At 66.5% G+C, this 23,642-nt stretch carries 22 protein-coding genes; 11 read left to right on the forward strand and 11 right to left on the reverse strand.

The features are described 5' to 3' along the window. Nucleotides 1–38 precede the first annotated feature (38 nt). Nucleotides 39–815 (reverse strand): PHP domain-containing protein, encoded by a 777-nt coding sequence (locus tag QA609_RS04345; RefSeq protein ID WP_278301355.1) that lies wholly within the window; start codon nt 813–815, stop codon nt 39–41. A 147-nt stretch (nt 816–962) separates the two neighbouring features. Between QA609_RS04345 and QA609_RS04350 the strand changes: the two genes are divergently transcribed. Further along, nucleotides 963–1,250 (forward strand): DUF2795 domain-containing protein, encoded by a 288-nt coding sequence (locus tag QA609_RS04350; RefSeq protein WP_278301356.1) that lies wholly within the window; start codon nt 963–965, stop codon nt 1,248–1,250. Nucleotides 1,251–1,331: 81 nt separating this feature from the next. On the opposite strand, the gene QA609_RS04355 is transcribed toward QA609_RS04350, so the two are convergent. The 3 genes from QA609_RS04355 to QA609_RS04365 all read right to left on the reverse strand — a co-directional run bounded on the left by QA609_RS04355 (nt 1,332) and on the right by QA609_RS04365 (nt 5,262). Then, nucleotides 1,332–3,968 carry a heavy metal translocating P-type ATPase gene (locus QA609_RS04355; protein ID WP_278301357.1) on the reverse strand — a complete coding sequence of 879 codons (2,637 nt, stop codon included), beginning with the start codon at nt 3,966–3,968 and terminating at the stop codon, nt 1,332–1,334. A gap of 177 nt (nt 3,969–4,145) precedes the next feature. After that, nucleotides 4,146–4,457: a hypothetical protein gene (locus tag QA609_RS04360; protein ID WP_278301358.1), complete on the reverse strand. Its 312-nt coding sequence runs from the start codon at nt 4,455–4,457 to the stop codon at nt 4,146–4,148. A 202-nt stretch (nt 4,458–4,659) separates the two neighbouring features. Continuing rightward, nucleotides 4,660–5,262 (reverse strand): MarR family transcriptional regulator, encoded by a 603-nt coding sequence (locus QA609_RS04365; protein WP_278301359.1) that lies wholly within the window; start codon nt 5,260–5,262, stop codon nt 4,660–4,662. A gap of 211 nt (nt 5,263–5,473) precedes the next feature. On the opposite strand from QA609_RS04365, the gene QA609_RS04370 reads away from it, so the two are divergent. Beyond that, nucleotides 5,474–7,726: a heavy metal translocating P-type ATPase gene (locus QA609_RS04370; protein WP_278301360.1), complete on the forward strand. Its 2,253-nt coding sequence runs from the start codon at nt 5,474–5,476 to the stop codon at nt 7,724–7,726. Between the two features lie 34 nt (nt 7,727–7,760). Here the strand turns inward: QA609_RS04370 and QA609_RS04375 are convergent, their stop codons facing one another. Continuing rightward, entirely contained in the window at nt 7,761–9,752 is a 1,992-nt protein-coding gene (locus tag QA609_RS04375) for an acetate--CoA ligase (protein ID WP_278301361.1), read from the reverse strand. A gap of 157 nt (nt 9,753–9,909) precedes the next feature. Between QA609_RS04375 and hisG the strand changes: the two genes are divergently transcribed. After that, the gene (hisG, locus tag QA609_RS04380) at nt 9,910–10,767 is read left to right on the forward strand and encodes an ATP phosphoribosyltransferase (RefSeq protein WP_278301362.1); all 858 of its coding nucleotides are present in this window, start codon (nt 9,910–9,912) and stop codon (nt 10,765–10,767) included. 262 nt (nt 10,768–11,029) lie between these two features. On the opposite strand, the gene QA609_RS04385 is transcribed toward hisG, so the two are convergent. Further along, complete coding sequence (locus QA609_RS04385) at nt 11,030–11,422, reverse strand: hypothetical protein (protein ID WP_278301363.1); 393 nt, start codon at nt 11,420–11,422, stop codon at nt 11,030–11,032. A 312-nt stretch (nt 11,423–11,734) separates the two neighbouring features. Then, nucleotides 11,735–12,295 (reverse strand): TATA-box-binding protein, encoded by a 561-nt coding sequence (locus tag QA609_RS04390; RefSeq protein ID WP_005554970.1) that lies wholly within the window; start codon nt 12,293–12,295, stop codon nt 11,735–11,737. 203 nt (nt 12,296–12,498) lie between these two features. Here QA609_RS04390 and QA609_RS04395 point away from each other — a divergent pair, with 203 nt between their 5' ends. Both QA609_RS04395 and QA609_RS04400 read left to right on the forward strand, forming a co-directional pair. Next, complete coding sequence (locus QA609_RS04395; protein WP_278301364.1) at nt 12,499–13,584, forward strand: methyltransferase domain-containing protein; 1,086 nt, start codon at nt 12,499–12,501, stop codon at nt 13,582–13,584. An 88-nt stretch (nt 13,585–13,672) separates the two neighbouring features. Next, on the forward strand, nt 13,673–14,095 hold the full coding sequence (locus QA609_RS04400; protein WP_278301365.1) for a nucleoside 2-deoxyribosyltransferase: 423 nt from the start codon (nt 13,673–13,675) through the stop codon (nt 14,093–14,095). A gap of 72 nt (nt 14,096–14,167) precedes the next feature. On the opposite strand, the gene QA609_RS04405 is transcribed toward QA609_RS04400, so the two are convergent. From QA609_RS04405 to QA609_RS04415, 3 genes are read right to left on the reverse strand one after another with little or no spacing between them, the layout of a single operon-like run. Further along, nucleotides 14,168–14,605 carry an acyl-CoA thioesterase gene (locus QA609_RS04405; protein ID WP_278301366.1) on the reverse strand — a complete coding sequence of 146 codons (438 nt, stop codon included), beginning with the start codon at nt 14,603–14,605 and terminating at the stop codon, nt 14,168–14,170. 53 nt (nt 14,606–14,658) lie between these two features. Continuing rightward, nucleotides 14,659–15,663, reverse strand: coding sequence for an AAA family ATPase (locus QA609_RS04410; protein ID WP_278301367.1), 1,005 nt, complete (start codon nt 15,661–15,663; stop codon nt 14,659–14,661). Between the two features lie 51 nt (nt 15,664–15,714). Continuing rightward, nucleotides 15,715–16,866, reverse strand: a complete 1,152-nt coding sequence (locus QA609_RS04415) for a CARDB domain-containing protein (RefSeq protein ID WP_278301368.1) — start codon at nt 16,864–16,866, stop codon at nt 15,715–15,717. A 151-nt stretch (nt 16,867–17,017) separates the two neighbouring features. On the opposite strand from QA609_RS04415, the gene rnz reads away from it, so the two are divergent. From rnz to QA609_RS04435, 4 genes are all read left to right on the forward strand, one after another. Then, nucleotides 17,018–17,944: a ribonuclease Z gene (gene rnz / locus QA609_RS04420; protein ID WP_278301369.1), complete on the forward strand. Its 927-nt coding sequence runs from the start codon at nt 17,018–17,020 to the stop codon at nt 17,942–17,944. 85 nt (nt 17,945–18,029) lie between these two features. Next, on the forward strand, nt 18,030–18,296 hold the full coding sequence (locus QA609_RS04425) for a hypothetical protein (protein WP_278301370.1): 267 nt from the start codon (nt 18,030–18,032) through the stop codon (nt 18,294–18,296). 346 nt (nt 18,297–18,642) lie between these two features. After that, nucleotides 18,643–19,842 carry a glutamate-cysteine ligase family protein gene (locus QA609_RS04430; protein ID WP_278301371.1) on the forward strand — a complete coding sequence of 400 codons (1,200 nt, stop codon included), beginning with the start codon at nt 18,643–18,645 and terminating at the stop codon, nt 19,840–19,842. Nucleotides 19,843–19,848: 6 nt separating this feature from the next. Next, nucleotides 19,849–20,577 carry a type 1 glutamine amidotransferase gene (locus QA609_RS04435; protein WP_278301372.1) on the forward strand — a complete coding sequence of 243 codons (729 nt, stop codon included), beginning with the start codon at nt 19,849–19,851 and terminating at the stop codon, nt 20,575–20,577. 34 nt (nt 20,578–20,611) lie between these two features. On the opposite strand, the gene QA609_RS04440 is transcribed toward QA609_RS04435, so the two are convergent. Continuing rightward, nucleotides 20,612–21,586 carry an aldo/keto reductase gene (locus QA609_RS04440; RefSeq protein ID WP_278301373.1) on the reverse strand — a complete coding sequence of 325 codons (975 nt, stop codon included), beginning with the start codon at nt 21,584–21,586 and terminating at the stop codon, nt 20,612–20,614. Between the two features lie 148 nt (nt 21,587–21,734). Here QA609_RS04440 and QA609_RS04445 point away from each other — a divergent pair, with 148 nt between their 5' ends. Continuing rightward, nucleotides 21,735–22,382 (forward strand): hypothetical protein, encoded by a 648-nt coding sequence (locus QA609_RS04445; protein WP_278301374.1) that lies wholly within the window; start codon nt 21,735–21,737, stop codon nt 22,380–22,382. Continuing rightward, nucleotides 22,379–23,620, forward strand: a complete 1,242-nt coding sequence (locus tag QA609_RS04450) for a DCC1-like thiol-disulfide oxidoreductase family protein (protein ID WP_278301375.1) — start codon at nt 22,379–22,381, stop codon at nt 23,618–23,620. Before QA609_RS04445 ends, QA609_RS04450 begins: the two co-directional genes overlap by 4 nt. The last annotated feature ends 22 nt before the right edge of the window (nt 23,621–23,642 follow it).

The following is a 23,642-nucleotide window of genomic DNA, read 5'->3' on the forward strand; positions in this document are numbered from 1 at the left end:
GGACATTGAAGGCTCCGTTCTCGGCGGCGTTCACCAGCTCAGTTCTCGAGCCCGAGCCGTTGGTACTCGGCCTCTGAGAGCCCGGTGACGCCGAGCTCGCGCTCGTGGGCGTCGGTCCCACCCGTCGCGAGCAGTCCGTGCCGTTCGATGGCTCTGTCGACCTGACTCGAGTCGACCGCCCGCCCGTAAGGGTAGTAGCGCTCGACGGCGTCGAGTTCGCTCGTCAACTCGAGGGCGGCCCCGGGATCGGGGTACCTGAACGGATGTGCGAGCGAGACCAGCTGGCCCGCCTCGGACAGTACCTGTCGGCCGTGCTCGAACGACGGAAGTTCCCTGGGAACGAAACAGGGGCCGTCGTTGCCGATGAGGTGATCGAACGCCCCCTCGTAGTCGTACGCCGCGTCAGGATGGGCGTCTATCGCCCGCGCGACGTGGGGCCGCCCAAACCCGTCGTCGACGGTGACGCCGAGATCGACGTCGAGTCGATCCTCGACGCGGTCGACGATCGCCCGCCCGCGTTCGATCCGGTTTCGCTGGATCCGTTCGGTCGTCGCCTCGAGATCCGCGGTCGGCTCGATCCCGTAGCCCAGCAGGTCGACGCGCTGGCCGGCGTCGGTCTCGACCCGGAGTTCGATCCCGTGGACGATCCGGATCCCGTCCCGTTCGATAGCGGGTTCGTCGAACGGCTGCAGGCGATCGTGGTCGGTCAGCGCGACGACGGCCACACCCCCTCGTCGCGCGGCGTCGGGAACCTCGGCCAGCTCGAGGGCGCCGTCCGAACGAGTCGTGTGGACGTGGAGATCGGCGTAGGGCATGCCCTACTCGAGCCGTCCCGCAGTCGTAAGCCCACTGTTGTGGTGGCGAGACCGCCTCGCCGCCTTTAGGTCTTTAAGGAGTACGGTAGGCCTAGAAATCGATTATGGAAAATGTTTATAATCATCGTTCACACAGATAGGGGTGTAATGCTGCTCAACGGCACCGGCGAAGTCATCGACGACTACGAGTACCCCGCGACCACCGAGGAACTGATCGCAGAACACGGCGACCGAACCCTCGAACTCCCCAACGGAACCGAGACGGTCAGCGAGGTACTCGCCCGCCTCGAGTCCGAGACCTTCGAGAATCCGGAGGATGCCCGGTTCGCCGTCTACTCTGCGGTGAGCGACAAGGCGATCGGCCGGGTCGGCTACAGCGACCGCGACCCGACCCCGGTCGGGAGCCCGTACGCCCCGGACGCGGTGTCGTTCTAGAACCGTTCCAGTAACCCTCGATCTCGCTCCGAACGCGTTTTTTGACGTCTCGCCCCCACCAGCGACGGCTCGGCGTCGCCGTCAGTTCCCGCGGAGTCGTGCGAGCGGCTTCGTGACGGCGAGCCGGTAGTCCTCGTGGGGATCGTACTTCGCGAACGCGAGGCTGTTGCTCATCACGCTCACGCTCGAGGCGGCCATCGCCAACCCCGCCAGCGCAGGATTGAGAAGCCCGAGCGAGGCGATCGGGATCAGCGTCGCGTTGTAGACGAATGCCCAGAACAGGTTCTGGCGGACCTTCGAGATCGTCGCCTCGGAGATCCGAACCGCCTTCAGTACGTCGGCGGGATCGTCGCGCATCAGCGTCACGTCGGCGCTCTCGATGGCGACGTCGGTCCCCGAGCCGATGGCGACGCCGACCTGCGCGGTCGTCAGCGCGGGCGCGTCGTTGACGCCGTCGCCGACCATCATCACCCGCGATCCGTCGTTCTGTAACGCCTCGACGTGATCCGCCTTGTCTTCGGGCAACACCTCCGCGCGAACGTTGTCGGGGTCGATCCCGACCTCCCGAGCGACCGCCGCTGCGGTGCGCTCGTTGTCGCCGGTGAGCATCACGACCTCGGTTCCGCGCTCTCGCAGCGCCGCGACGGTCTCCTTCGCGCTCTCGCGGACTTCGTCGGCGACCGCGAGGACACCGAGCAGTCGGCCGTCCACCGCAACCGGCATCGCCGTCTTCCCCTCGCGCTCGAGTCGGGTGAGCGTCTCCTCGGCGGGCTCGGCGTCGATCCCCGCGTCCTCGAGGAGCTTCCGGCGACCGATCAGGACGCTGCCGCGGTCGGTTTCCGCTCGAACGCCGTGACCGGGGACGTTCTCGAACTCGCTGACCTGGCCGACATCGATGCCCCGATCCTCGGCGCCGTCGACGATCGCCCGCGCGATCGGGTGTTCGGAGCCCGACTCTGCGGTCGCGGCCGCGCCGAGGACGAACGACGCGGCGTTCTCCTCGCGCTCGAGTCCCGTCAGCGTGCCACCGTCCGGGACGGCATCCTCGCCGCCGTCCGCCATCGTCTGCTCGCCGACGAGTTCGACGTCCGTCAGGCTCATCTCGCCGTGGGTCAGCGTTCCCGTCTTGTCGAAGACGACCGTATCGATTCCCCGGACCTGCTCGAGGACGTCGCCGCCCTTGAACAGGACGCCGTTCTTGGCCGACAGCGTCGAGCCGACCATCGTCGCCGCGGGCGTCGCCAGTCCCAGCGCGCAGGGGCAGGCGATCAGCAGCGCCGAGGCGAGCACGACCACCGAGAACTCGAGGACGGGCACGCCGCCGACGACGGGACCGCCCCCGACGGGCTCGAGGATCGGAATCCACGACCCCAGCGCCGCGGAGGCGCCGTACAGCGTCTCGGGGAAGAGGAACCAGAGGATCGACCAGACGACGGCGTTGACGATCACCGCGGGGACGAAGTAGGCGCTGACACGGTCGACGAGTCGCTGGATCTCGGGCTGGCGGGACTGGGCCTCCTTGACCCGCTCGACGATCTGCTGAATCGCCGTCTCGGAGCCGACCTTCGTCGCCTCGACCAGCAGGACGCCGTTCTCGTTGATCGTCGAGCCGACGACCTCGTCGCCCTCTCCCTTCTCGACGGGAACGGACTCGCCGGTTAGCATCGATTCGTCGACCGCGCTCTGTCCCTCGCGGACGATCCCGTCGGTGGGGATCCGCTCTCCGGGGCGGACCTTCATCACGTCGCCTGGCTCGACGTCCTCGAGGGGGACCCGCTTCTCCTCACCGTCCGTAACGATGGTCGCCTCGTCGGCCTCCATCTCCAGGAGTTCCCGTAGGGCGCTGCCAGCGCGGGCCTTCGAGCGGACCTCGAGCCAGTTGCCCAGCGTGATGAACCACAGGATGAAGGCGACGGCCTCGAAGTAGAGCCCGCCCGTGACGACCCCCAACAGGACGGCCGTACTGTAGACGTAGCCCGCCGAGGTGCCGACGGCGACGAGCGTGTCCATGTTCGCCCGCCGGTTGTTCGAGAACGCTCGCCAGGCGCCGACGACGAACTCCTTGCCGAGGGTTCCCATCAGGACCGTCGCGAGGACGAACTCGAGCCAGCCGGGCGGGTGCGCGATCGCGGCGGGGATCGGCGAGGCGACGCCCGCGAGCCCGAACAGCATCTCGAACATCATCGGGACGAACGGCAGCGTCAGCAGGCCGCCGCCGATCACCAGTTTGCGCTGGCGGCGAAGCTCCGTCTCGACGGCGCGCTCGCGCCGACTCTCTCCTTGACCCTCCTCGAGTTCGTCGCGGACGGGGTCGTACCCCGATTCCTCGATCGCGCCGACGATCTCGCCGAGCGAGACGTCGTTCGGGTTGTACTCGACGCGCGCCTCGTCCGAGGCGAAGTTCACGTCCGCGCGGACGACACCCGGTAGGTCGGTGACCGCCTCCTCGACGGTTCCCGAACAGGTCGAACACGACATCCCCATCACGGTGATCGTCTCGGTCTCCGAGGCCGCTTCGTAGCCCGCTTCGGCGATCGCGTCGTAGATCTCGGCCAGCGACGTCTCCGCGGGGTCGTACTCGACGGTCCCCTCGTCGGTCGCGTAGTTCGCGCTCGCCGACGCGACGCCCTCGAGATCGCCGACTGCATCCTCGACGCTCCCCGAACACGTCGAACACGACATGCCGGTGATCTCGAGGTGCGCTCGTCTGCTACTCATGGTCGATGATACGTACTCTACGTTGAAGCGGGTTGCGTCTCATATAGCTAAAATAATTCGAATCTAAAGGTTTGAATATAAACCTAAGGTCCGGAAAACCACTCCTAACCAAAGCCGACGGGCGGTGATCGGCTCGATCGTTTCGGCCGTGACGACGGAAACCCGTCGCGACCGGGGTTAGCAGTGACCGCCCGCCTGGTGGTGCTTTCCGTGGTCCTCGGCGTGTTCAGCGTGGTGTTCGCCGTGTTCGTGGTCAGCGTGGTCAGCGTGGTGTTCGCCGTAATCGTGGTCAGCGTGGTCAGCGTGGTGTTCGCCGTGTTCGTGGTCAGCGTGGTCAGCGTGGTGTTCACCGTGAGCGTGTTCGCCGTCGCTGTGCATCCGGTCGAGGACGTCGGTCGGACCCGCGTCCGCGCTTACGACCGCGACACCGCCGAGCAACGCGACGATCACGACCGTGGCGGCCAGGAGTCGGAGTGGGAGTGTCGTCATTGGTCTTCTCCTCGGTCGATCGAACGGGCGGAGAACGGTTGTAGAACTGGGTGTGAACCCGCGACGGAGATCGTCGGAGACCGTTTGTACGCCGATCTAATCGTTTCTTATCGAGGAGACCGTTCGTTCGGCCCCTGCGTGGCGGTTTCGATATCGCCGTCCCGAGCGTCGCACCGAAGCGTCCCGAGTCGCCGGAAAACGGTCACCGTCCGCCGTCGAGATCGTCGGTCAGTTCGTCGCTCGGGTAGACGCGGTACGTCCGCCCCTGTCGCTCGCGGTAGAGTAAGCCCCGTTTCTCGAGGTCGGTGACGGTCTGGCTGACCTTGCTCTTGGAGAACTCTGCGCGATCACGGAGCGCGATCTGGGTGATTCCGGGGGAGTCGACGACGGGTTCGAGGACGCGGCGTTCGTCCTCCGGCAGGACGGCCAGGACGTGAGGGGACGTCCGAGCTGCCGGCTCGTCCGTTCGATCGCCCGGAGTATCCCGCGATTCGGGTGGTGACTCGTCGGCCGCGGTCGATGGCCCGGCCTCGACCTGGGCCTCAGTCCCTCGAGGTGCGCTCTGCTGGTCCGGTTTCGCCGTCCGCTCCTCGCGGACGATCCAGTACGCACCGCCGACGACGCTCGCGGCGAGGATCGAGCCGAGCAGATACCAGCCCGGGTTCGGCCCGTGAACCGCAGCGTGGCCCATCATTTCACCGTGTGCCTGAGCCTGTCGATACGCCTGCCAGGTGGCCCCGACGCCGAGCAGGAGGATCCCGGCAATTAGCGCGGCGACGGCAGCGTCGCGTGTCGTTCGATCCACGGGTATAGATACGGCGTCGCTCACCTACTACGTTTCCGCTCCCGACTGCCACCGACGGATGCCCCGCCGGTGCCGAGATCCGCGTGTGAGGATTATGTTGATCGGACGAGAACTAGCGGACGATGTCCGCCGATGGTCCGCTCGCCGGTCCAGCCGATGGCTACTCGAGTGTGACGCTCGGTGGTCGACGCGAACGAGCTGCTCGAAACCCATGACCGAGCCGACCCACGATCACGGCGACGGCGCCCGCCCGGAGGGGGAGTCCGCTCGCCGCGAGAGACCGACGGACAGCTACTGCTCGTGCTGCCGGGTGTGTGACTGCTACCGGGACGCGCCCGAACCCGACCAGAAGCCGGTCGAACGTCGCGACGACCGCGAGGACGCTGCTCACGAAGACGATCACGAGCACGGTGCTCACGTCGACCACTCGGGCCACGAGAAGATGTTCCGGCGGCGGTTTTTCGTCTGTTTCGTGCTCTCCCTGCCGGTGTTGTACTACAGCCCGATGCTCAAGGAGTGGTTCGGCTACACCGCCGTGACCGTCCCTGGCAGCGATCTCGTCGGCCCCGTCCTCGGCGTGGTCGTCTTCGCCTACGGCGGCGTTCCGTTCCTGCGGATGGGTGCAGTCGAGGCGCGCAACCGCGAACCCGGGATGATGCTGTTGATCTCGCTGGCGATCACGGTCGCGTTCGGCTACAGCGTCGCGGCGGTCGCCTTCGGGATCGGCGAACCGTTCTTCTGGGAGCTCGTGACGCTGATCGTCATCTTCCTGCTGGGCCACTGGATAGAGATGCGCTCGGTCAGACGCGCCTCGGGCGCGCTCGACGAACTGGCCGAGCTAATGCCCGACACCGCCGAGCGAATCACCGAGGACGGCGACACTCGGGAGGTTCCGACCGACGTCCTCGAGGAGGACGATCTCGTGCTCGTCCGACCGGGCGCGAACGTTCCCGCCGACGGCGTCGTCGAGGACGGGACGTCGAACGTCAACGAGGCGATGGTCACCGGGGAGTCGACGCCGGTGAAGAAGGAGCCGGGCGACGAGGTGATCGGCGGGACGACCAACCGCGACGGCAGCCTGCGGGTTCGGGTCTCGGCGACCGGCGAGGAGACGACGCTGTCGGGGATCATGCGCCTCGTCGAGGAAGCCCAGGAGAGTCGCTCTCGAACCCAGGTGCTCGCCGACCGGGCCGCGGGCTGGCTCTTCTACGCGGCGCTTGGCGTCGCCGCGGTCACCGCCGTCGGCTGGACGGCTGCGGTCGGCTTCGGCCTGCCGGTCGTCGAACGCGTGGTGACGGTGCTCGTCATCGCCTGCCCGCACGCGCTCGGGCTCGCGGTTCCGCTGGTCGTCGCGATCAACACCTCGATGGCCGCCCGGAACGGGATGCTCGTGCGGGATCGGATCGCCATGGAACAGGCCCGCGAACTCGATACGGTCGTCTTCGACAAGACTGGCACGCTCACCGAGGGCGAGCAGGGGATCGTCGACCTCGAGACGATCGAGGGCTGGACCGAGGAGGATGTGCTGACGCTCGCGGCCGCGGCCGAGGGCGATTCGGAGCACGTAATCGCACAGGCCGTTCGCGAGGAAGCCGAGGCGCGTGATCTTTCCACACCCGACGTTCGCGGCTTCGAGGCCCTCGAGGGACGGGGCGTTCGCGCGACGATCGAACGGGACGCGGTTCCGGCCGCGACAGCGGGCGGTCCCGGTGGAACCACGGACGGGAGCGAAACGGGCGATCGGGACGCCCACACCGTCTCCGTCGGGGGCCCGAACCTGTTGGGTCACCTCGGGATCGAGCCCGGGGCCGCACTCGAGGAGTTCGCCCACGAGGCCGGCGAACGGGGCCACGGGGTCGTCTACATCCTCTGTGATGACTCGATCGTCGGCGCGCTCGCGCTGGCCGACGTGATCCGCGAGGAGAGTTTCGAGGCGATCGACGCACTGCAGGGGATGGGCGTCGAGGTGGCGATGCTGACCGGCGACGACGCCGATGTCGCCCACAGCGTCGCCGGCGAACTGGGTATCGACACCGTCTTCGCCGAAGTCCTGCCCGAGGACAAAGACGAGAAGATCGTCGAACTCCAGAACCAGGACAAACTCGTCGCGATGGTCGGCGACGGGGTCAACGACGCGCCCGCGCTCACCCGCGCCGACGTCGGCATCGCCATCGGGTCGGGAACCGACGTCGCCGTCGAGTCGGCCGACGTGGTCCTCGTCGAGAACGATCCCCGCGACGTCGCCCGGCTCGTGCGCCTGAGTCGGAAGAGCTACCGGAAGATGCAGGAGAACATCGCCTGGGCCGCGGGGTACAACGTGTTCGCGTTGCCGCTTGCGGCCGGCGTGCTGGCGCCGATCGGCATCCTGCTCTCGCCGGCCGTCGGCGCGGTGCTGATGTCCGCAAGTACGGTGATCGTGGCGATCAACGCGCAACTGTTGCGGCGGGCGGAGCTCGCTCTCTGATTCGCAGCCGCCGGAATTGTTCGCTCTATCCGCGCTACTCGCCGTCCCACAGCGCCGAGAGCTCGCCGACGATCTCCGGGTTCCGAAGGGACGAACTGTCGGCGTCCTCGAGGCCGCCCTCGCCGATCACGTCCTCGAGAACGCGGTACATGGTCTTTCCAGTGTGCGTTTCGGGGAGTTCGGGCGTGAACGCCACGGCCGCGGGCCTGGCGAACTCCCCGATCCGGTCGGCGACCGCGTCGGCGATCGCCGCTCGCAACTCGTCGTCTTCGGGCTGGCCGCGCTCGGCCGTCGCGAAGACGTAGAGCTCCGTCCCGCAGTCCCCGCCCGCGATCGCGGCTCCCTCGGTGACGCCGTCGACGGCAGTGATCGCAGCCTCGAGTTCGGCGGTGCCGAGCCGGCGGTTGCCGAGCGTGACGATGTCGTCGGCGCGGCCGGTGACGGTGACGTAGCCGTCCTCGTCGACGACGGCGCGGTCGCCGGTGACGTACCGCCAGGTGTCGGCCCGGCGGTCGGAGAACTGCTCCCAGTACTCCGCGAGCAGCCAGTAGGGGTCGTCGTCGTGGGGTACGAGCATCGACGGCCAGGGTCGCGTGATCGTGAGATAGCCGGGCTCGCCCGGCGGAAGCTCCCGACCGTGCTCGTCGACGACGGCGGCTTCGATGCCGGGTAGCGGGGGCCCGACGGCACCGGGTTTCATCTCGTCGACGGCCGGCAGCGTCGAGAGCAGGACGCTCCCGGTCTCGGTCTGCCACCAGGTGTCGACGATCGGACACTCCTCGCGCCCGACGTGTTCGTAGTACCACTCCCAGGTGTCGGCTCCGATCGGCTCGCCGACGCTGCCGAGCAGGCGCAGCGACGAGAGATCGTGGCTCTCCGGGAACCGTTCGCCCCACTTCCGGAAGGTCCGGATCACCCCCGGCGTGGTGTAGAACACCTCGACGCCGTTGCGTTCGATCACCTCCCAGGGGCGGTGTCGGTCCGGGTAGCGCAGCGTCCCCTCCGTAAGTACGACCGTCGCGCCCCTCGAGAGCGGCCCGTAGACGACGTAGGAGTGGCCGGTGATCCATCCGACGTCGGCCGTACACCAGTGGGTGTCACCCGCAGAGAGGTCGAAGACCGTCCGGCTCGTCCACGCGGCGCCGGCGAGGTAACCACCGGTCGCGTGGGTCATCCGCTCCGGTTTGCCGGTGGTTCCTGAGGTGTGAATGTGAAAGAGCGGTGCGGTTGCCGCCCGCGAGACGGGCGGCACCTCGGCCCCATCGAAGCGCTCGACGAGGCTGTCGTAGGCGTACTGTTCCTCGCCCAGCTGGGTCTCGTGGCTCTTGCCCAGACGGTCGACGACGACCGTCGGGATTCGTTCCGACCTCGAGTCCGATCCGGATAGCGCCGTCAACGCGGCGTCCGCTTTCCGCTTCTGGTCGATCGCCGTTCCCCGACGGACGTAGCCGTCGCAGGTGATCAGCGCGCTCGAGTTGGCTCCGTCCATCCGCTCGCGCAACGCGTCGGGTGCGAACCCTGCGAAGACGACATTGTGCCGGGCACCGATCCGGGCACAGGCCAACATCGCGATCGGAAGCTCCGGCAGCGTCGGCAGGTAGAGGGTGACGACGTCGTCCGCTGCGACACCGAGGTCGCACAATGCGGCCGCGACGGCCTGCACTTCCCGCTGGAGGTCGAGATAAGTGTACGTCCGGCGCTCGCCGCGAGTCCCTTCCCACCGGAGCGCGACCTGGTTCTTCCGCCCGGCCGCGACGTGGCGGTCGACGCAGTTTTTTGCGGCGTTCAGTCGCCCGCCGACGAACCAGTGGTAGAAGGGCGCGTCGTCGTCCTCGAGAACGTCGTCGTACGGTTCGTCCCACTCGAGGAGGGCGGCGGCGTGCTCCCAGCAGCCCGGCCACTCGCGATCGAACTCGTCGCGGAGGTCGCCGTCGGCGACGGTCGCCTTCTCGACGAACCCGGATGGCGGGGGACGGGGTCCGTCGAATGCCGCTCGTGGATCGCTGCCGTCCGCGCGTTTGTCCATAGATCCGAGGCTACGCCGTCGCCACACCTGATCGTTTTGGCTGTTGTTACCGCTAGATACGCGACGGCGCGATCCACTGGCACGGTGCGACGCGGGAAAACGGTCTCGTCGGCGTCACATGGAAAAGCAGTTCCCTCGCCGGCTCGAACCCTCGGCAATGCGAATCGCCGTTCCCAACAAGGGCCGCCTGCACGAGCCGACGATCGACCACTTAGAGCGGGCGGGGCTTCACCTCGAGAACGGTGCCGACCGCAAACTGTACGCCGACACCGTCGACCCCGACGTCTCGGTGCTGTTCGCCCGCGCGGCCGACATCCCCGAGTACGTCGCCGACGGCGCGGCCGAGATGGGGATCACGGGCTACGATCAGGTCCGAGAGGCCCGCGTCGACGACGTCGCCGAACTGCTGGATCTCGAGTTCGGCCGCTGCCGGCTCGTCCTCGCCGCCCCCGAGGACGGCGAGATCGAGAGCGTCGCGGATCTGGCCGGGAAGACCGTCGCCACCGAGTTCCCGAACATCACCCGCGACTTCTTCGCCGACACCGGTGTCGAGCCCGACATCGTCGAGGTCTCGGGTGCGACCGAACTGACGCCCCACGTCGAGATGGCCGACGCAATCGTCGACATCACGAGCACGGGGACGACCCTGAAGATGAACCGGCTGGCGATCGTCGAGGAGGTGCTCTCGAGTTCCGTGCGGCTGTTCGCCCGCGAGGACGTCGTCGACGATCCGAAGGTCGGGGAAGTGCGGACGGCGCTGTCGTCGGTCAAACACGCTGAGGGGAAACGCTACCTGATGATGAACGTCCCCGAGGACCGGCTCGCGGACGTCCGTGAGGTGATCCCGGGCCTCGGCGGGCCGACGATCATGGACATCGCCGACGACAACGGCGACGGGATGCTCGCGGTCCACGCCGTCGTCGACGAGCGGGATGTCTTCGAGACGATCACCGACGTCAAGCAGGCCGGCGCCAGCGACATTCTCGTCACGGAGATCGAACGGCTCGTCGAGTAGCTGGGATCGACAGTCCGATTTCTCGGTGCGGTTGCGGTTCCGAGCTAGCGTGGTTCCCCGGCTCGAACGGAGTCCCGTCCGCAGCTCTTTACCGGTGGAATTAGAGAAAGCAGTATGGTGTTGAGCCTAGCGGCGTACGTGTACGCATCGGTCAGAACGAGAGAGCACGAGTTCGACGAAATATTCGCGCTCTTGCTTTTTTTCGCCGATTCGTTCACCGCGGCTGCGGTCGTCCCGTCCGCACCGTTCGTGGGCTGAGCGCTTACCAGGGACGCTCGAGATCGACGTCCTCGAGCAGCGACTCGAACTCGGAGAGGTTCGCCGCGGGCGAGACCAGGCCGCGCTCGCGGTCGTACTCGACGATCCCGTAGCGCTCGAGCAGCGGGAGGTGGGTGCGACACAGCGCGACGTGGACCCGCTGGCGCAGTTCGTGGATCGTCGTCAGGGCGGTCGTCTCGTCCTCGGTGTCGGCCAGCCAGCCGACGAGGCGCTGGACCGTGATCGGTTCGTCGGAGGCGAGCAGGTACCTGAGCACCTCGCGCCGACGATCGTTCGCCAGCACGCGACCGAACTCTCCCCGGGAGATGGCGCGGAGGCGGACGGTTTCGCCACTGAACCCCTCGGAGACGGCCGTTCGGTCCGGATGGATCGTCATCGTCGATAGAGACTCATGGATCCCGAATAAACGCGGTCGGTCGTTTCGAACGGTCAGTGTCGGTTCAGATCAGTCTCCGCGATCCGAAGCGCGATGAACGGTTTGGAACTCGAGCGAACGGTCGGACCGATCCCGTCGCTGGAGGGTATGTAGGAGTTAAACCGGGATTACCGGCCCGTTCGCGGCGATCGACGGGTGGGTCGCGTCGGTCGCCGGTTCGAACGGACGGTCCTCCGTGACGCCGTCGTGAACGGTCAGTACGAACGGTTCTCTGTCGGGACTGTCGCTCGCGAGAATCGGTTTCGGAACGCGTTACTCGAGCAGGCCGAGGTCCTCGAGGCGCGAGACGATCTTGTCGACGGCGTGTTCGGCGTCCTTGGGTTTTTTGCCGCCAGTGATGACGAGCTTCCCGGAGCCGAACAGCAGGGCGACGACCTCGGGCTCGTCGAGCCGATAGACGAGACCGGGGAACTGCTCGGGCTCGTACTCGATGTTCTCGAGGCCCAGCCCGATTGCGATCGCGTTCAGGTTGAGGTTACGTCCGAGGTCCGCGCTCGTCACGATGTTCTGGACGACGATCTCGGGGTCCTCGTTGACCTGGATCTGGAGCTCCCGGAGCTTGTCGAAGACGATGCGGAGACTCTCGTGGACGTCGTCGGTGCTTTTCGCACCGGTACAGACGATCTTCCCCGAACGGAAGATCAGCGCAGCGGACTTGGGATTCTGCGTGCGGTAGACGAGACCGGGGAACTGCTCTGGGTCGTAGTCGGCCCCCTCGAGGTCCATCGCCACGCTCTGCAGATCGAGCTCCTGTCCGATGCCGGTCGACGCCACCACGTTTTCGATGTTGATGGTGTCCTTCGGATCCGTCATAAGTCGCTTAAAAAGACGTATTTAAGGTTTATAAAGGTTGGTACCGGCACCTGATATGTCCGGTTTATATCGATCGGTTCGAAACCGTGATCGGTATCGCTCGGCCGTCTCCGGCGGGTTCGGCGGGGGATCGTGCGACCTGCTTCTAGAGACCGGTCGACGAAAACGGTACCCTGATACTCGAGCCCCAGCGATGATCGGACGTGTACTTCCTCGAGCTCGGCGGCGAGGACGACGCGTTCGCGGCCCGCGAGGCGACGAGCGCCGCGACCGGCGTTCGACGGGCCGCACCCGGCCTCGCCGTTGCGAACGCCGTCGTTCCCGAACGCGTCCGCGGACTCGCCTACACCCACCGCGCGAGTGAGCTGCTGGGTCGGACCGACGCCGACCTCGCGAGCGCGACGGCGCTACTCGAGGCCGCCCCGATCGACCGATCGGGCACCGTCGCGGTTCGCGCGACCGACGTCCACGGCTCGAGCGGCGTCGCGACCGACCGCGCGGAGCGGGAGCTCGGCCAGGTGCTGGTCGACCGCGGGTTCGAGGTCGACCTCGACGACCCCGATCACGTCCTGCGAGCGGCCTTCTCCGAGGGCCGACTCGAGCGCGACGGGGACGGCCGCGGCGACCTGCTCTCGGCTCTCGACGACGAGGGCGACGAACCGCGAGGCGAACGGACCTCCGTCTGTGCCCTGGGCTGGCTCGCGGCCGAGAGCGTCCGCGACTTCGGCACGCGCGCACCGACCGACAAGCCCTTTTTCCAGCCCGGGAGCATGGACCCGCTGCTGGCCCGCGCGGTCGCGAACGTCGCGGGTGCCCGCCCCGGCGCGACGATCCTCGACCCGATGTGTGGTACGGGCGGTGTGCTCGTCGAGGCGGGGCTGGTTGGAGCCGACGTCATCGGCACCGACGCTCAGGAGAAGATGACGGCGGGCGCGCGGACGAACCTCGAGCACTTCCTCGACCGTGATGACCCGTCACCGACGGGCGCCGAACGCGGTTCGTGGCACGTCGGTCGCGGCGACGCGACCCGACTGCCAATCGCCGACGACGCGGTCGACGGCGTCGTCTTCGACGCCCCCTACGGCCGTCAGTCGAAGATCGAGACTCACCGCCTCGAGGACCTCGTCTCGGGCGCGCTTTCGGAAGCCCGCCGGGTCGCCTCCCGAGCCGTCGTCGTCGCGGATCGGTCGTGGGCCGCCGAGGCTCGCGAGGCGGGCTGGGAGCTCGAGGCGGCGTTCGAACGCCGCGTCCACCGGTCGCTGACGCGGTACGTGCTGGTGCTCGAGTGACGATCGTTCGAAACCGATTCGAACCCGTCTCGGATCCGGACGAGCCAGAATAAGGGACTGTTAAGATCCGGTGGCGCCACGGCTCCGTATGAATATTTTCTTCAGTGGCTCCATCCGCGGCGGACGGGACGACGTCGATCTGTACGCCGACCTCGTTTCGCTCCTCGAGCAGTACGGGACGGTTCTCACCGAACACGTCGGAACCGAGGACGTCGAGGCGAAAGAGCGGGAGGCGGGACTGACCGACGGCGACATCCACGATCAGGACGTCGCCTGGCTCCAGCAAGCCGACGCCGTCGTTGCCGAGGTGACGACGCCGAGTCTCGGTGTCGGCTACGAACTCGGGCGGGCGGTCGCCTGGGAGAAACCCGTCCTCGCCCTGTACCGCCCCCAGGGCGAGCACGAGCTGTCAGCGATGGTACGGGGCAACGACGCCGTCGACGTCGTCGAGTACGAGACGCCCGCGGGCGTCGGGCCCACGCTCGAGGCGTTCCTTCGCACACATCGGTAAGCCACGTAGAGCGCCCCGAGTACGGCGGTTCAGCCGCTCGAAACGAACCGGCTGCCGGAACGCGAGAGTCGCCTACGGCTCGTCGCCGAGCGCCCGCTCGCGCAACTGCTTCCCCTCCTCGCTCTCGACGGTCAGCTCCGGAACCGGCTGCGGTTTCCCGTTCTCGTCGATCGCGACGAAGGTAAAGGAGGACTCGGTCGTCTTCTCGACCTCGCCGGTACGGGGCTCCTCGCGCCAGGCCCGTAGCGCGACGTGGACGCTCGAGCGACCCGCATCGTAGACGTAGGCCTCGACCAGCGCGATGTCGCCGATCCTGATCGGACGCTCGAAGTCGAGTTCGTTTACGCGGGCGGTGACGCAGGTCTCGCCGGCGAAGCGCATCGCCGACATCGCGCCGATTTCGTCGAGCCACTTCATCAGGTTCCCGCCGTGGAGCGTGTTGTTGTTGTTCGCGTGGTTCGGCTGGACGCGGAATCGGTTCTCGATGTAGGTCTCGAGGACGGTCGACATACCCACTCCTCGGTTCGGAACCACGAAAAGTTCGAGCCCGGAACGCGACGTGACTACGCGTCCCGTCCGAGTTCCGCAAGCAGGTGCGAAACGTGGATCCGATCGCTCGTTCCCTCGTGCATCTCGAACTCGATGTCGGCGGCGAGCCGGTGGGTGCGGGCGAGCTTCTCGCCCTGGTACCGTTTGCGAGCGACGCGGAGTGCGAGATCCAGCACCTCCTGGCCGTCCAGTCCCTCGTCGACGAGCAGGTCGTCCAGCGTCTTCCGCGCGTCCGTAAACTCGCCGCGTTCGGCGTCGTCGAGCATTCCTTCGACCTCGTCCTCGAGGCCGACCTCGCCGATCGTCTCGTAGGCCGCGCTCATCGTTAGCTCGCCCGCGTCCTCGACGGTGGTCTGAGCCGCGAGGATCGCCTGCCGGAGGTTCCCGTTCGCGTAGCCGGCGACGAACTCGAGACCCTCGGAGTCGTAGTCGACGCCCTCCGCGGTGACGATTCGCTCGAGGACCGCGACGGTCTCCTCGCTGGTCGGCGCGCGCACCGAGACGGGGAAACACCGCGAGCGGATCGGCGGGATGAGCTTCGTCGGTTGCCGTGTCGCGATGACGAACTGGGTCGTCCGGTGGTGTTGTTCCATGATTCGCCGCAGCGCCTGCTGGAAGTCCTCGCGGACGTCCTCGGCGTTATCGAGCAGGATCGTCTTGTACTCGCCGGTAACGGGCGCGTAGCTGGCCGACTCCTTGAGCACGCGGTTGATCATGTCGCGTTTGGACATCGACGACCGACCGGTCAGAAAGGAGGCGAACCGGGGGTCGTTTTTGATTTCGGTCTTCGTCCGACCGAAGAAGTCGGCGACGTTGATCTCGACCAGATCGTTGTCGGGGTCCTCGTGGGCTTCCCGAGCGAGCGCTCGCGCCGCCGCGGTCTTGCCGCTGCCGGGCGGTCCCTGCAGGACGAGGTTCAGCGGCTCCTCGACGGCTCGCTCGAGGTACTCGCGAGCGTCGTCCTGTGGCAACTCGGCCAGCTCCGGGGCGTGGGTGTCGGTCCACAGCGGCGCGTCCATCGCTCGTCGGTAGGGGAGAGGGCGGTAAGAATCGGTCGGTTGGACGTCGCGCTACTCGTCGTCGTCGGCGTTCTCGTCGTCCGTCTCGTCCTCGTTCCCGTCGTCCTCATCCTCGTCGTCCGCCTCGGCCCGGACGTCCGCGATGGTGAAGGTCTCCTCGACGGGTTCGTCCTCGTGCTCGAGGGGCTCCGCGGTGTCGACGTCCTCGGGATCGCCCTCGTAGACGACGGCCGTGAGCTCGTCGTCCTCGTCGACGCTGACGTCGTCGTCGAACGCGACGGTAACGTTTCCGTGCTCGCCGGGCTCGAGTTCGTCGCTGGTTCCGAGGACCTCGTCGTCGTCGTCCTCGATCGCGACGAACCCGTCCTCGGGCGTGGCGACGTCGACGGTCACTTCTTCGTCGTCGGCGTCGACGACCGTGACGTACGGATCGGTGTGGAACTCGAGGTCGATCTCGCCGACCTCGCCGTCGTCGTCGGTGTAGACGCCGATCGACTGGGTCCCGGGTGGCGTTCCGCCCAGGTCGACTTCGAAGCTGATTTCGCGGTCCTCACCGCCGTCGAGCTCGAGGATCTGACGCTCGAGGACGGTTCCATCCAGCCGGAACTCGACGATCTGTTGCTGGTCGAACTCCGTCGGGTTCCGGACCTCCGCGACGACCCCGATCGTCTCGTTGGTCGTCGCCGACTCGGGTGCGGTCATCGATTCGACGACGAACGAGTCCGAGACCGCTTCGTCGTCGTCCGGGGTCACCGACGCGGTGTCGCTAACCGGGTAGCCGTCCTCGAGATAGGGCTGGTCCTCCTCGCCGTCGGTCTCGTAGTAGGTGAACGCCTCGTCGCCGGTCGTATCCTGGTGGACCGTCGCGGTCAGCTGGCCGACGAGATCGGTCTCGTTCTCGTCGCTCTCGACGCTGACGTTTTCGTGCGTTCCGTCCCCGAGGTACGCAGAGACGGCGAGGGGCTCGTCGTTCCCGTCAGTGACGACGACGAAGCCACCGTCCGAGAGGGTAACCTCCTCGACAGTGACGCTCATGCCGTCGCTCTCCTGGTCCTCGAACGCGATCGACGCCGCTGGATCGTCGTCGACGCCGAAGATAACGGGGGCCTGACCGACGACGATACCCGCCGCGAGGACCACCGCGATCGCGATCAGGATGGCGGTAACACGTTTGATAGTTCCGAACGTCGGTCTCGAACTCATTTGGGGAAGGTGTTGCTCGACACGTTGGAGCTACAGGAACGTAAAACGCACAGTCCGTTCGCCGCGCCGGAACGATCCGCCCCTCGTTTGCGCGAAGCAGTCGGCGTCGGATCCGAAGGCGGTTTAGTCTCAGCGCGTCGAACACGCAGTGATGCCACTGCGCGTGACGTTCCTGGGGACCGGCGGGGCCGTTCCGACGACCGAGCGGAATCCGAGCGGGATCTTCGTCGCCCGCGAGGGTGAGGGACTGCTGTTCGACGCCGGCGAGGGAACCCAGCGCCAGATGATGCGCTTCGGCACGGGGTTTTCGATATCGCACATCTTCGTCACGCACCTCCACGGCGACCACGTCCTCGGGATTCCTGGCCTGCTCCAGACGATGGACTTCAACGACCGCGAGGACGCACTGGCGATCCACGGCCCCCGGGGTACCCGACGCGACCTCGAGTCGCTGGTCCACGCGCTCGGCAATCAACCCTCGTTTCCGGTGCGGATCAACGAGGTCGGCGGCGGCGACGTCGCCTACCGCGCCGACGAGTTCGAGGTTCGCGCCTTCGCGACCGACCACGACACCCGGTCAGTCGGCTACGCGCTCGTCGAGGACGACCGCAAGGGGCGGTTCGACCGCGAACGCGCCGAGGAGCTCGGCGTCCCTGTCGGGCCGAAGTTCTCGAGGCTCCACGAAGGGGAGCCCGTCGAGCTCGAGGACGGCTCCGTCGTCGACCCCGAGCAGGTCGTCGGCGACCCCCGCCCCGGTCGCGCGCTCGTCTACACCGGCGACACCCGACCGACGGCTGCGACGATCGAAGCCGCCGACGAACCCGACCTGTTGATCCACGACGCGACGTTCGCGGACGACCGTGCGGACCGCGCCGCGGACACCGCCCACTCGACGGCCCGCCAGGCCGCTGAAATCGCCAACCGAGCCGGTGCGACACGGCTGGCGCTGATGCATCTTTCCTCCCGGTACGCCGGCGACGTCTCGGCCCACCTCGAGGAGTCTCGCGAAATCTTCGCGGGCGAGGTGTTCGTTCCCGACGACGGAGAGACCCTCGAGCTCGAGTACCCGGACGCCTGAGTGGGGCCACCCCTCGGGGCGGTCCCGTCCTGCGGTCGGCCGACAAAGCTTTGTGGTACTGTCACACAGTGACAGAGGTATCGATATGCAACCGTGCCAGAACTGTCAGGCGATTATCGACGAGTACACCCTGGACAAACAACTCGAGACCCTGCGCGGACTCACCGTCGACGACTTCAACGTCTGTGCGGACTGCGTAACGGTCGCTCCCGACGCCTGCGTGGAGTGCAGCGGCGCGGTCTACGTTCCGCGAAGCGAACCCTCGACGCCCGACTACTGTCCGGCCTGCCGATCCGATCGGATCGAGCGCACGGGACGGGATCCCGGCTGGACCGTCGAGACGACCTCCTAAAGGCACCCGTCCTCGGACCGCTCCGAGCGGGTTTCGATCGATTTGGATGACGACGATTTTGGCCTCTGAAGTGTGACGAAGAACTCCATCCACTGGAGAGAATCGACGGTCTGTAAATATATAAGGTGAATATTTACTGTGTGTACACAACGGTTATTGCGTGGGATCAGCTCTCGATCATGTGAACAGTACGCACAGACGTTCGGGCCGCGGTGCCGGCCCGCCGATTTGCCGCCGGCCGAGAGGCGGAGCGAACGGTGCGATCGTCTCGGATCCGACCGCCTGGATCCCGCAGCAACCGACGCGACGCGGCGATCGAACGACACGCGTCTTCCGGAGTTGAGAGATGGCTTCCCCACTCGATACCGAAACAGCATCCTCCGCGAACGACGGCGAACCGGTTCGACGGAGCGTCGAGGTCGAGTACTGGGTAATCGACGAGCGCGGCCGACTGACCGAACCCGGCGACCTCCTCGAGGCGTCTCCGGGCGTCGAACGGGAGTTCGTCGCCCCGCTGCTCGAGATCAAGACGACGCCGTGTGAGTCTACGGACGAACTCCGCGACGAGCTGTTCGGCCGGTTGGGTCGCGTTCTTCGCCGGGCCGAGGACCGGGGGAAGCGACTCGTCCCGCTTGGCACTCCGATACACTCCGGCTCGATCGAGGACCGTCCGAACGAGCGCACGAGGATTCAAGACCGTGTCCTCGGTGAGAACTTCGAGTACGTTCGACACTGCGCCGGAACGCACGTCCACATCGAACAGCAACCCGGACGCGAGATCGACCAGTTGAACGCGCTCGTTGCACTCGACCCCGCACTGGCACTTGTCAACTCCTCGCCGTACTTCCGCGGGACGAAGCTGGCCGCCGGTTCGAGATCGCAGCTGTACCGCCGGCTGGCCTACGCTGCTCTCCCCCATCAGGGGGAACTCTGGCCGTACGTTCCCGACAGCGAAGCGTGGGCGAGGCGCGTCGACCGCTGTTACGAGGAGTTCCTGACCGAGGCCGTGATTTCCGGTTTCGACCGGCAATACGTTCGGTCGCACTTCGAGCCGGAGGGGACTGTTTGGACGCCGATCAAGCTTCGGGATCGGTTCTCGACCGTCGAGTGGCGCTCACCCGACACCGCTCTTCCGAGCCAGGTCGTTCGACTTGCCGACGAAATCGCCGGTATCGTCGAGCACGCTACCGATGTCGACGTCCGCATCGAAGGAGAGACCGGCCGCGTGACGAACGATTCGATCGTTCTTCCGGAGTTCGAGGCGCTAAAATCGTACGTCGACGCCGCCATTCGGGACGGACTGTCGTCGGGCACGGTACGATCGTATCTGGAACGAATGGGGTTCGACGTGGCGGCGTACGACCCGCTCTCCCACGAACTCCTCGCGACGGCGGAGCCGACGAGTTCCGAGGCGCGGGCGCTTCGCATCCAGTACGCGGAACGCCTCGAGCAGGACCTGTCCCGAGGCGCTCGTTCGGGGTCCGTCGATCCACGAGAACACCGGCCGGGCGCCGACGAGAGGGCGTCGCGATCCGATTCGCGGTGAGAACGAATGGGAGAGATACAACTCGCGCTACTGAACGCGGCTCATGAGGCGACCGACACGCGACGGAACTTCCGCCGGGAACTCGACGCCGAGTTGACGGAGTTTCACTGTCCATCCGGCGAGTTTCCCGACGACTTCCGCTACGACGGGTTCGTCGTCACCGGTTCGAGAGCGTCGGTCTACTGGGATCGGGAGTGGATCGGTCGGCTGAAGAGCTGGACCGGCGATGCGATCCGGGCCGGGCTGCCGGCGCTCGGCGTCTGTTACGGTCACCAGCTCCTCGCAGACGTGATGGGCGGCCGCGTCAAAGCCATGGGCGAGTACGAGATCGGGTATCGGACGGTCGAACAGGACGGAGAGAACCGCCTTCTCGAGGGGATCGACGAAACGATGACCGTCTTTACCACCCACTCCGACCACGTCTGCGAGAAGCCGCCGGGTGCGACGGTGTTCGCGAAGAACAGGTACGGGATCCACGGCTTCCGAAAGGACCGCGTCTTCGCCGTGCAGTTTCATCCGGAGTACGACATGAAGACGGCCGAATCGGTCACCGCAGGGAAGTCGGACCAGCTCTCGGAGCAGCGTATCGACGCGGTCCTCGAGGGGATCCACGCCGGAAACTACGACGCCGCTTGCGAGGCAAAACGACTGTTCGATAACTTCCTCGCGTACGTAGAAGAGGTGCGAGCGAAACGACTCGCTGCGGACTGTGGACCGAACGAGGAATCCCGTTGACCGCAGCCGGCGGGATGCCACCGAGGGTGTCGATTCAGTCGTGGCCGTACACCGGAACCGGTTCGTACGGCTCCTCGAGGTACTCGACGTCGGAGGACGACAGCGAGATCTCGAGCGCCTCGACGGCCTCCTCTAAGTGCTCGACGCTCGAGGTGCCGACGATCGGCGCGGTCGTATTGTCGTTTTCGAACTGCCAGGCCAGTGCGATCTGGGCCATCGTGACGCCGCGGTCGTCGGCGAGCTCTCCCACTCGTTCGTTGATCTCCTCGCTTGCCGGGAACTCGTGGTAGGGGACGCCGGCGTTCTCGATCTCGTGGTCGGCCCGCGTCGTCGTCTGAAACTCCTCGTGGGGCCGAGCGAGATACCCCGCGCCGAGGGGGCTCCAGGGCATCGTGGCGACGTCGTAGGCGTCGCAGACGGGGAACATCTCGCGTTCCTCCTCGCGGTAGGCCAGGTGGTAGAGGTTCTGCATCGTCTCGAACGGCGCGAGCCCCTCGCGTTCGCTCACCCGTCTGGCCTCGAGGAACTGGTGGGCCCACATCGAGGACGCCCCGAGATGACGGACCTTCCCGCGGCCGACGGCGTCGTCGAGAGCGCGCATCGTCGTCTCGATCGGCGTGTCGTAATCCCAGCGGTGGATCTGGTAGAGGTCGAGCGTATCCATCCCCAGGCGGTCGAGGGAGGCCTCGAGCTCCTGCTCGATCGTCTTCCGCGAGAGCCCCTCGGCGTTTCGGTGGTCGGTCGCGCCCGGAAACCGAACCTTCGAGGCGACGACGAACTCGTCGCGGTCGTAGTCGGCCAGCACGTCGCCGAGAATCGCCTCGCTCTCGCCCGCCGAGTAGACGTTCGCCGTGTCGAAGAAGTTGATCCCCAGATCGATCGCCCGCTCGAGGAGTTCGCGCCCTTCCTCCGCGTCCAACATCCAGTCCTGACCGCTGCCGAAGCTCATACAGCCGAGACAGATCTTGCTCACGGTCGTGCCGGTCGAGCCGAGCGTCGTGTACTCCATCGAACCGATCGATGGCCGTCGCGTCCAAATACCTACCGCTGCCGAACTCGCGTTATCTTTCCCCAGTCTAAAATTTACGATACAGGAAGTTACCATCCAGAAAACCTATATATTCGTTTCAAATACAACTCGTCAGTGATCTATCCTGTTGGACGGTCTATCTGATATCACGACCATCCTCTTTCCCACGGTGTACGTGCTGTTCTTTCTGGGCACGCTCGGAGTCCTCGCGTTCGCTCGTCGTCGATACGCTCGAGAGGTCTGGCTCGCGGGATTCTTTACGACGCTGCTGGCCGTCACGCTGGTGGGCATGCCGCTGCTTCCGGTCGTCGACATGCACAAGTTCGCCCAACCGTCCGAGGAGGAAGAGACCTACTACGAAATTCGGATGGTCGACGCGGCGGGTGAGGAACTCCGGTTCGACGACCGCTCGACGCCGCCGACGACGGGCACCCGGACGTCGACGGTCGCCGGACAGATGGCCGACGAGTACACCGACGAACAGCGCCTCGAGATGGGCGAGTTCTACCTCGCAAACGCCAGGGAGCACCGTCAGGCGGTCGAGTCCGGCGATCGATCGGTAACCGACCGACTCCAGCCGCCGCGGTACGTCGACGATCGGGCGTGGACCGCCGCGGAACTCGAGGGCTACGACTCCTTCGAGGCGATTCGGATCTACGAGCGCACGGTGATCTACAGCGACGACAACACGGCCGTCGAATCGAACGAGGAGCGACCTCGAGTGACGATCGATCCGACCGACGGAACCGTCACCGAACACGAGGACGGACGATGAGCGCGTTTATCAACTACGTCGCGGAAGACGGCCGCGGCTCGCCGATCAACCTCGCCGTCGTCCGCGTGCTGCTCGGGACGTACGTCATCTGGCGCGTACTCTCGCTCGAGTGGGCGGCCTACGGGGAGTGGCCCGACGTCCACGTCGACGAGACGATCGGCTTCCTCCACCAGGATCTCTTCTTCGCGCTGTTGCCCTACCAGCAGTGGGTCGTCGCCGCCCTGTTGGTGCTGTTCGTCGTCGGCTACCGGACCCGCTGGACCGGCGGGATCGCGAGTCTCCTGTTGATGCATATGCTGTCGGTCAAGGCGACGATCTACCTCGCCGGTACCGTCGAATCGCTGTTCGTCTGTGCGTATCTGATCCTCATGTTCGCGCTGTTCGCCGAGGACGACCGGCTGTCGGTCGACGCGTTCCGCAGAACCGGCGACCGCTCGCTCGAGGAACTGAACGCCGTCCTGACCGACGAGACCACCCGGGTCTACCGGATGCGCGCGCTCAAGTGGGGACTGCTCGCGGTCGCGATCATCTACGTCGGCTCGGCCTGGGGGAAGGCGCTGAACGGCCCGCTCGAGATCTGGCTCTCGGGCGCCGAACTCCAGCGGGACATCCTCTTCAACCGCGAGATGACCGGCATCGAACGCGCCGCCGGGGTGCCGATCGTCGAAAACGAGCTCCTGGCGTGGGTTGGCTTCGTCGGCACCGCGGCGGTTCAGGTGTCGCTATTCGTCGCCGCGGTCCTCGGGCTCTCGGTGACGCTTCCGATCCTCGGCATAATCGGGTTCCACATCTCGGTGATCCTCACGCTTGGCCTGTACTTCATCGACATGATCCTCGTCCTCTCGCTGTTTGCCGCCTGGGACGGGGCCTACCGACGGCTCGCGGTCGACGCGGACGACGAGGCGACGGTGGTGTACGACGATCGTTGCCGCGCCTGCACCCGCGCGCTCGTCCCGCTCGCCCACCTCGACGTCACCGATTCGATACGGTTCGTCCCGCGATCGGACCCCGCCGAGCCGGTCGATCGCGACGCGGCGCTGTCCCTGTCGTCCGAGGGAGAGATCGCCGAAGGGTACGAGGCGTTCCGTCGGCTGCTCGGGCGGTTTCGGCTGCTGACTCCGATCGCGTGGGGGCTGGGGCTCTCGCCCGTTCGAGCGGTCGGAACCCGCCTCTACGAGCGCGCCGTCCCCGACCGTCGTCGACGTCCCTCGGACGCGCCGGAACCCGGCCGCACCTGAGGACCCGTCCCCGCGTCGGATT

Source organism: Natronococcus sp. A-GB7, from assembly GCF_029688865.1.
Lineage (GTDB): Archaea > Halobacteriota > Halobacteria > Halobacteriales > Natrialbaceae > Natronococcus.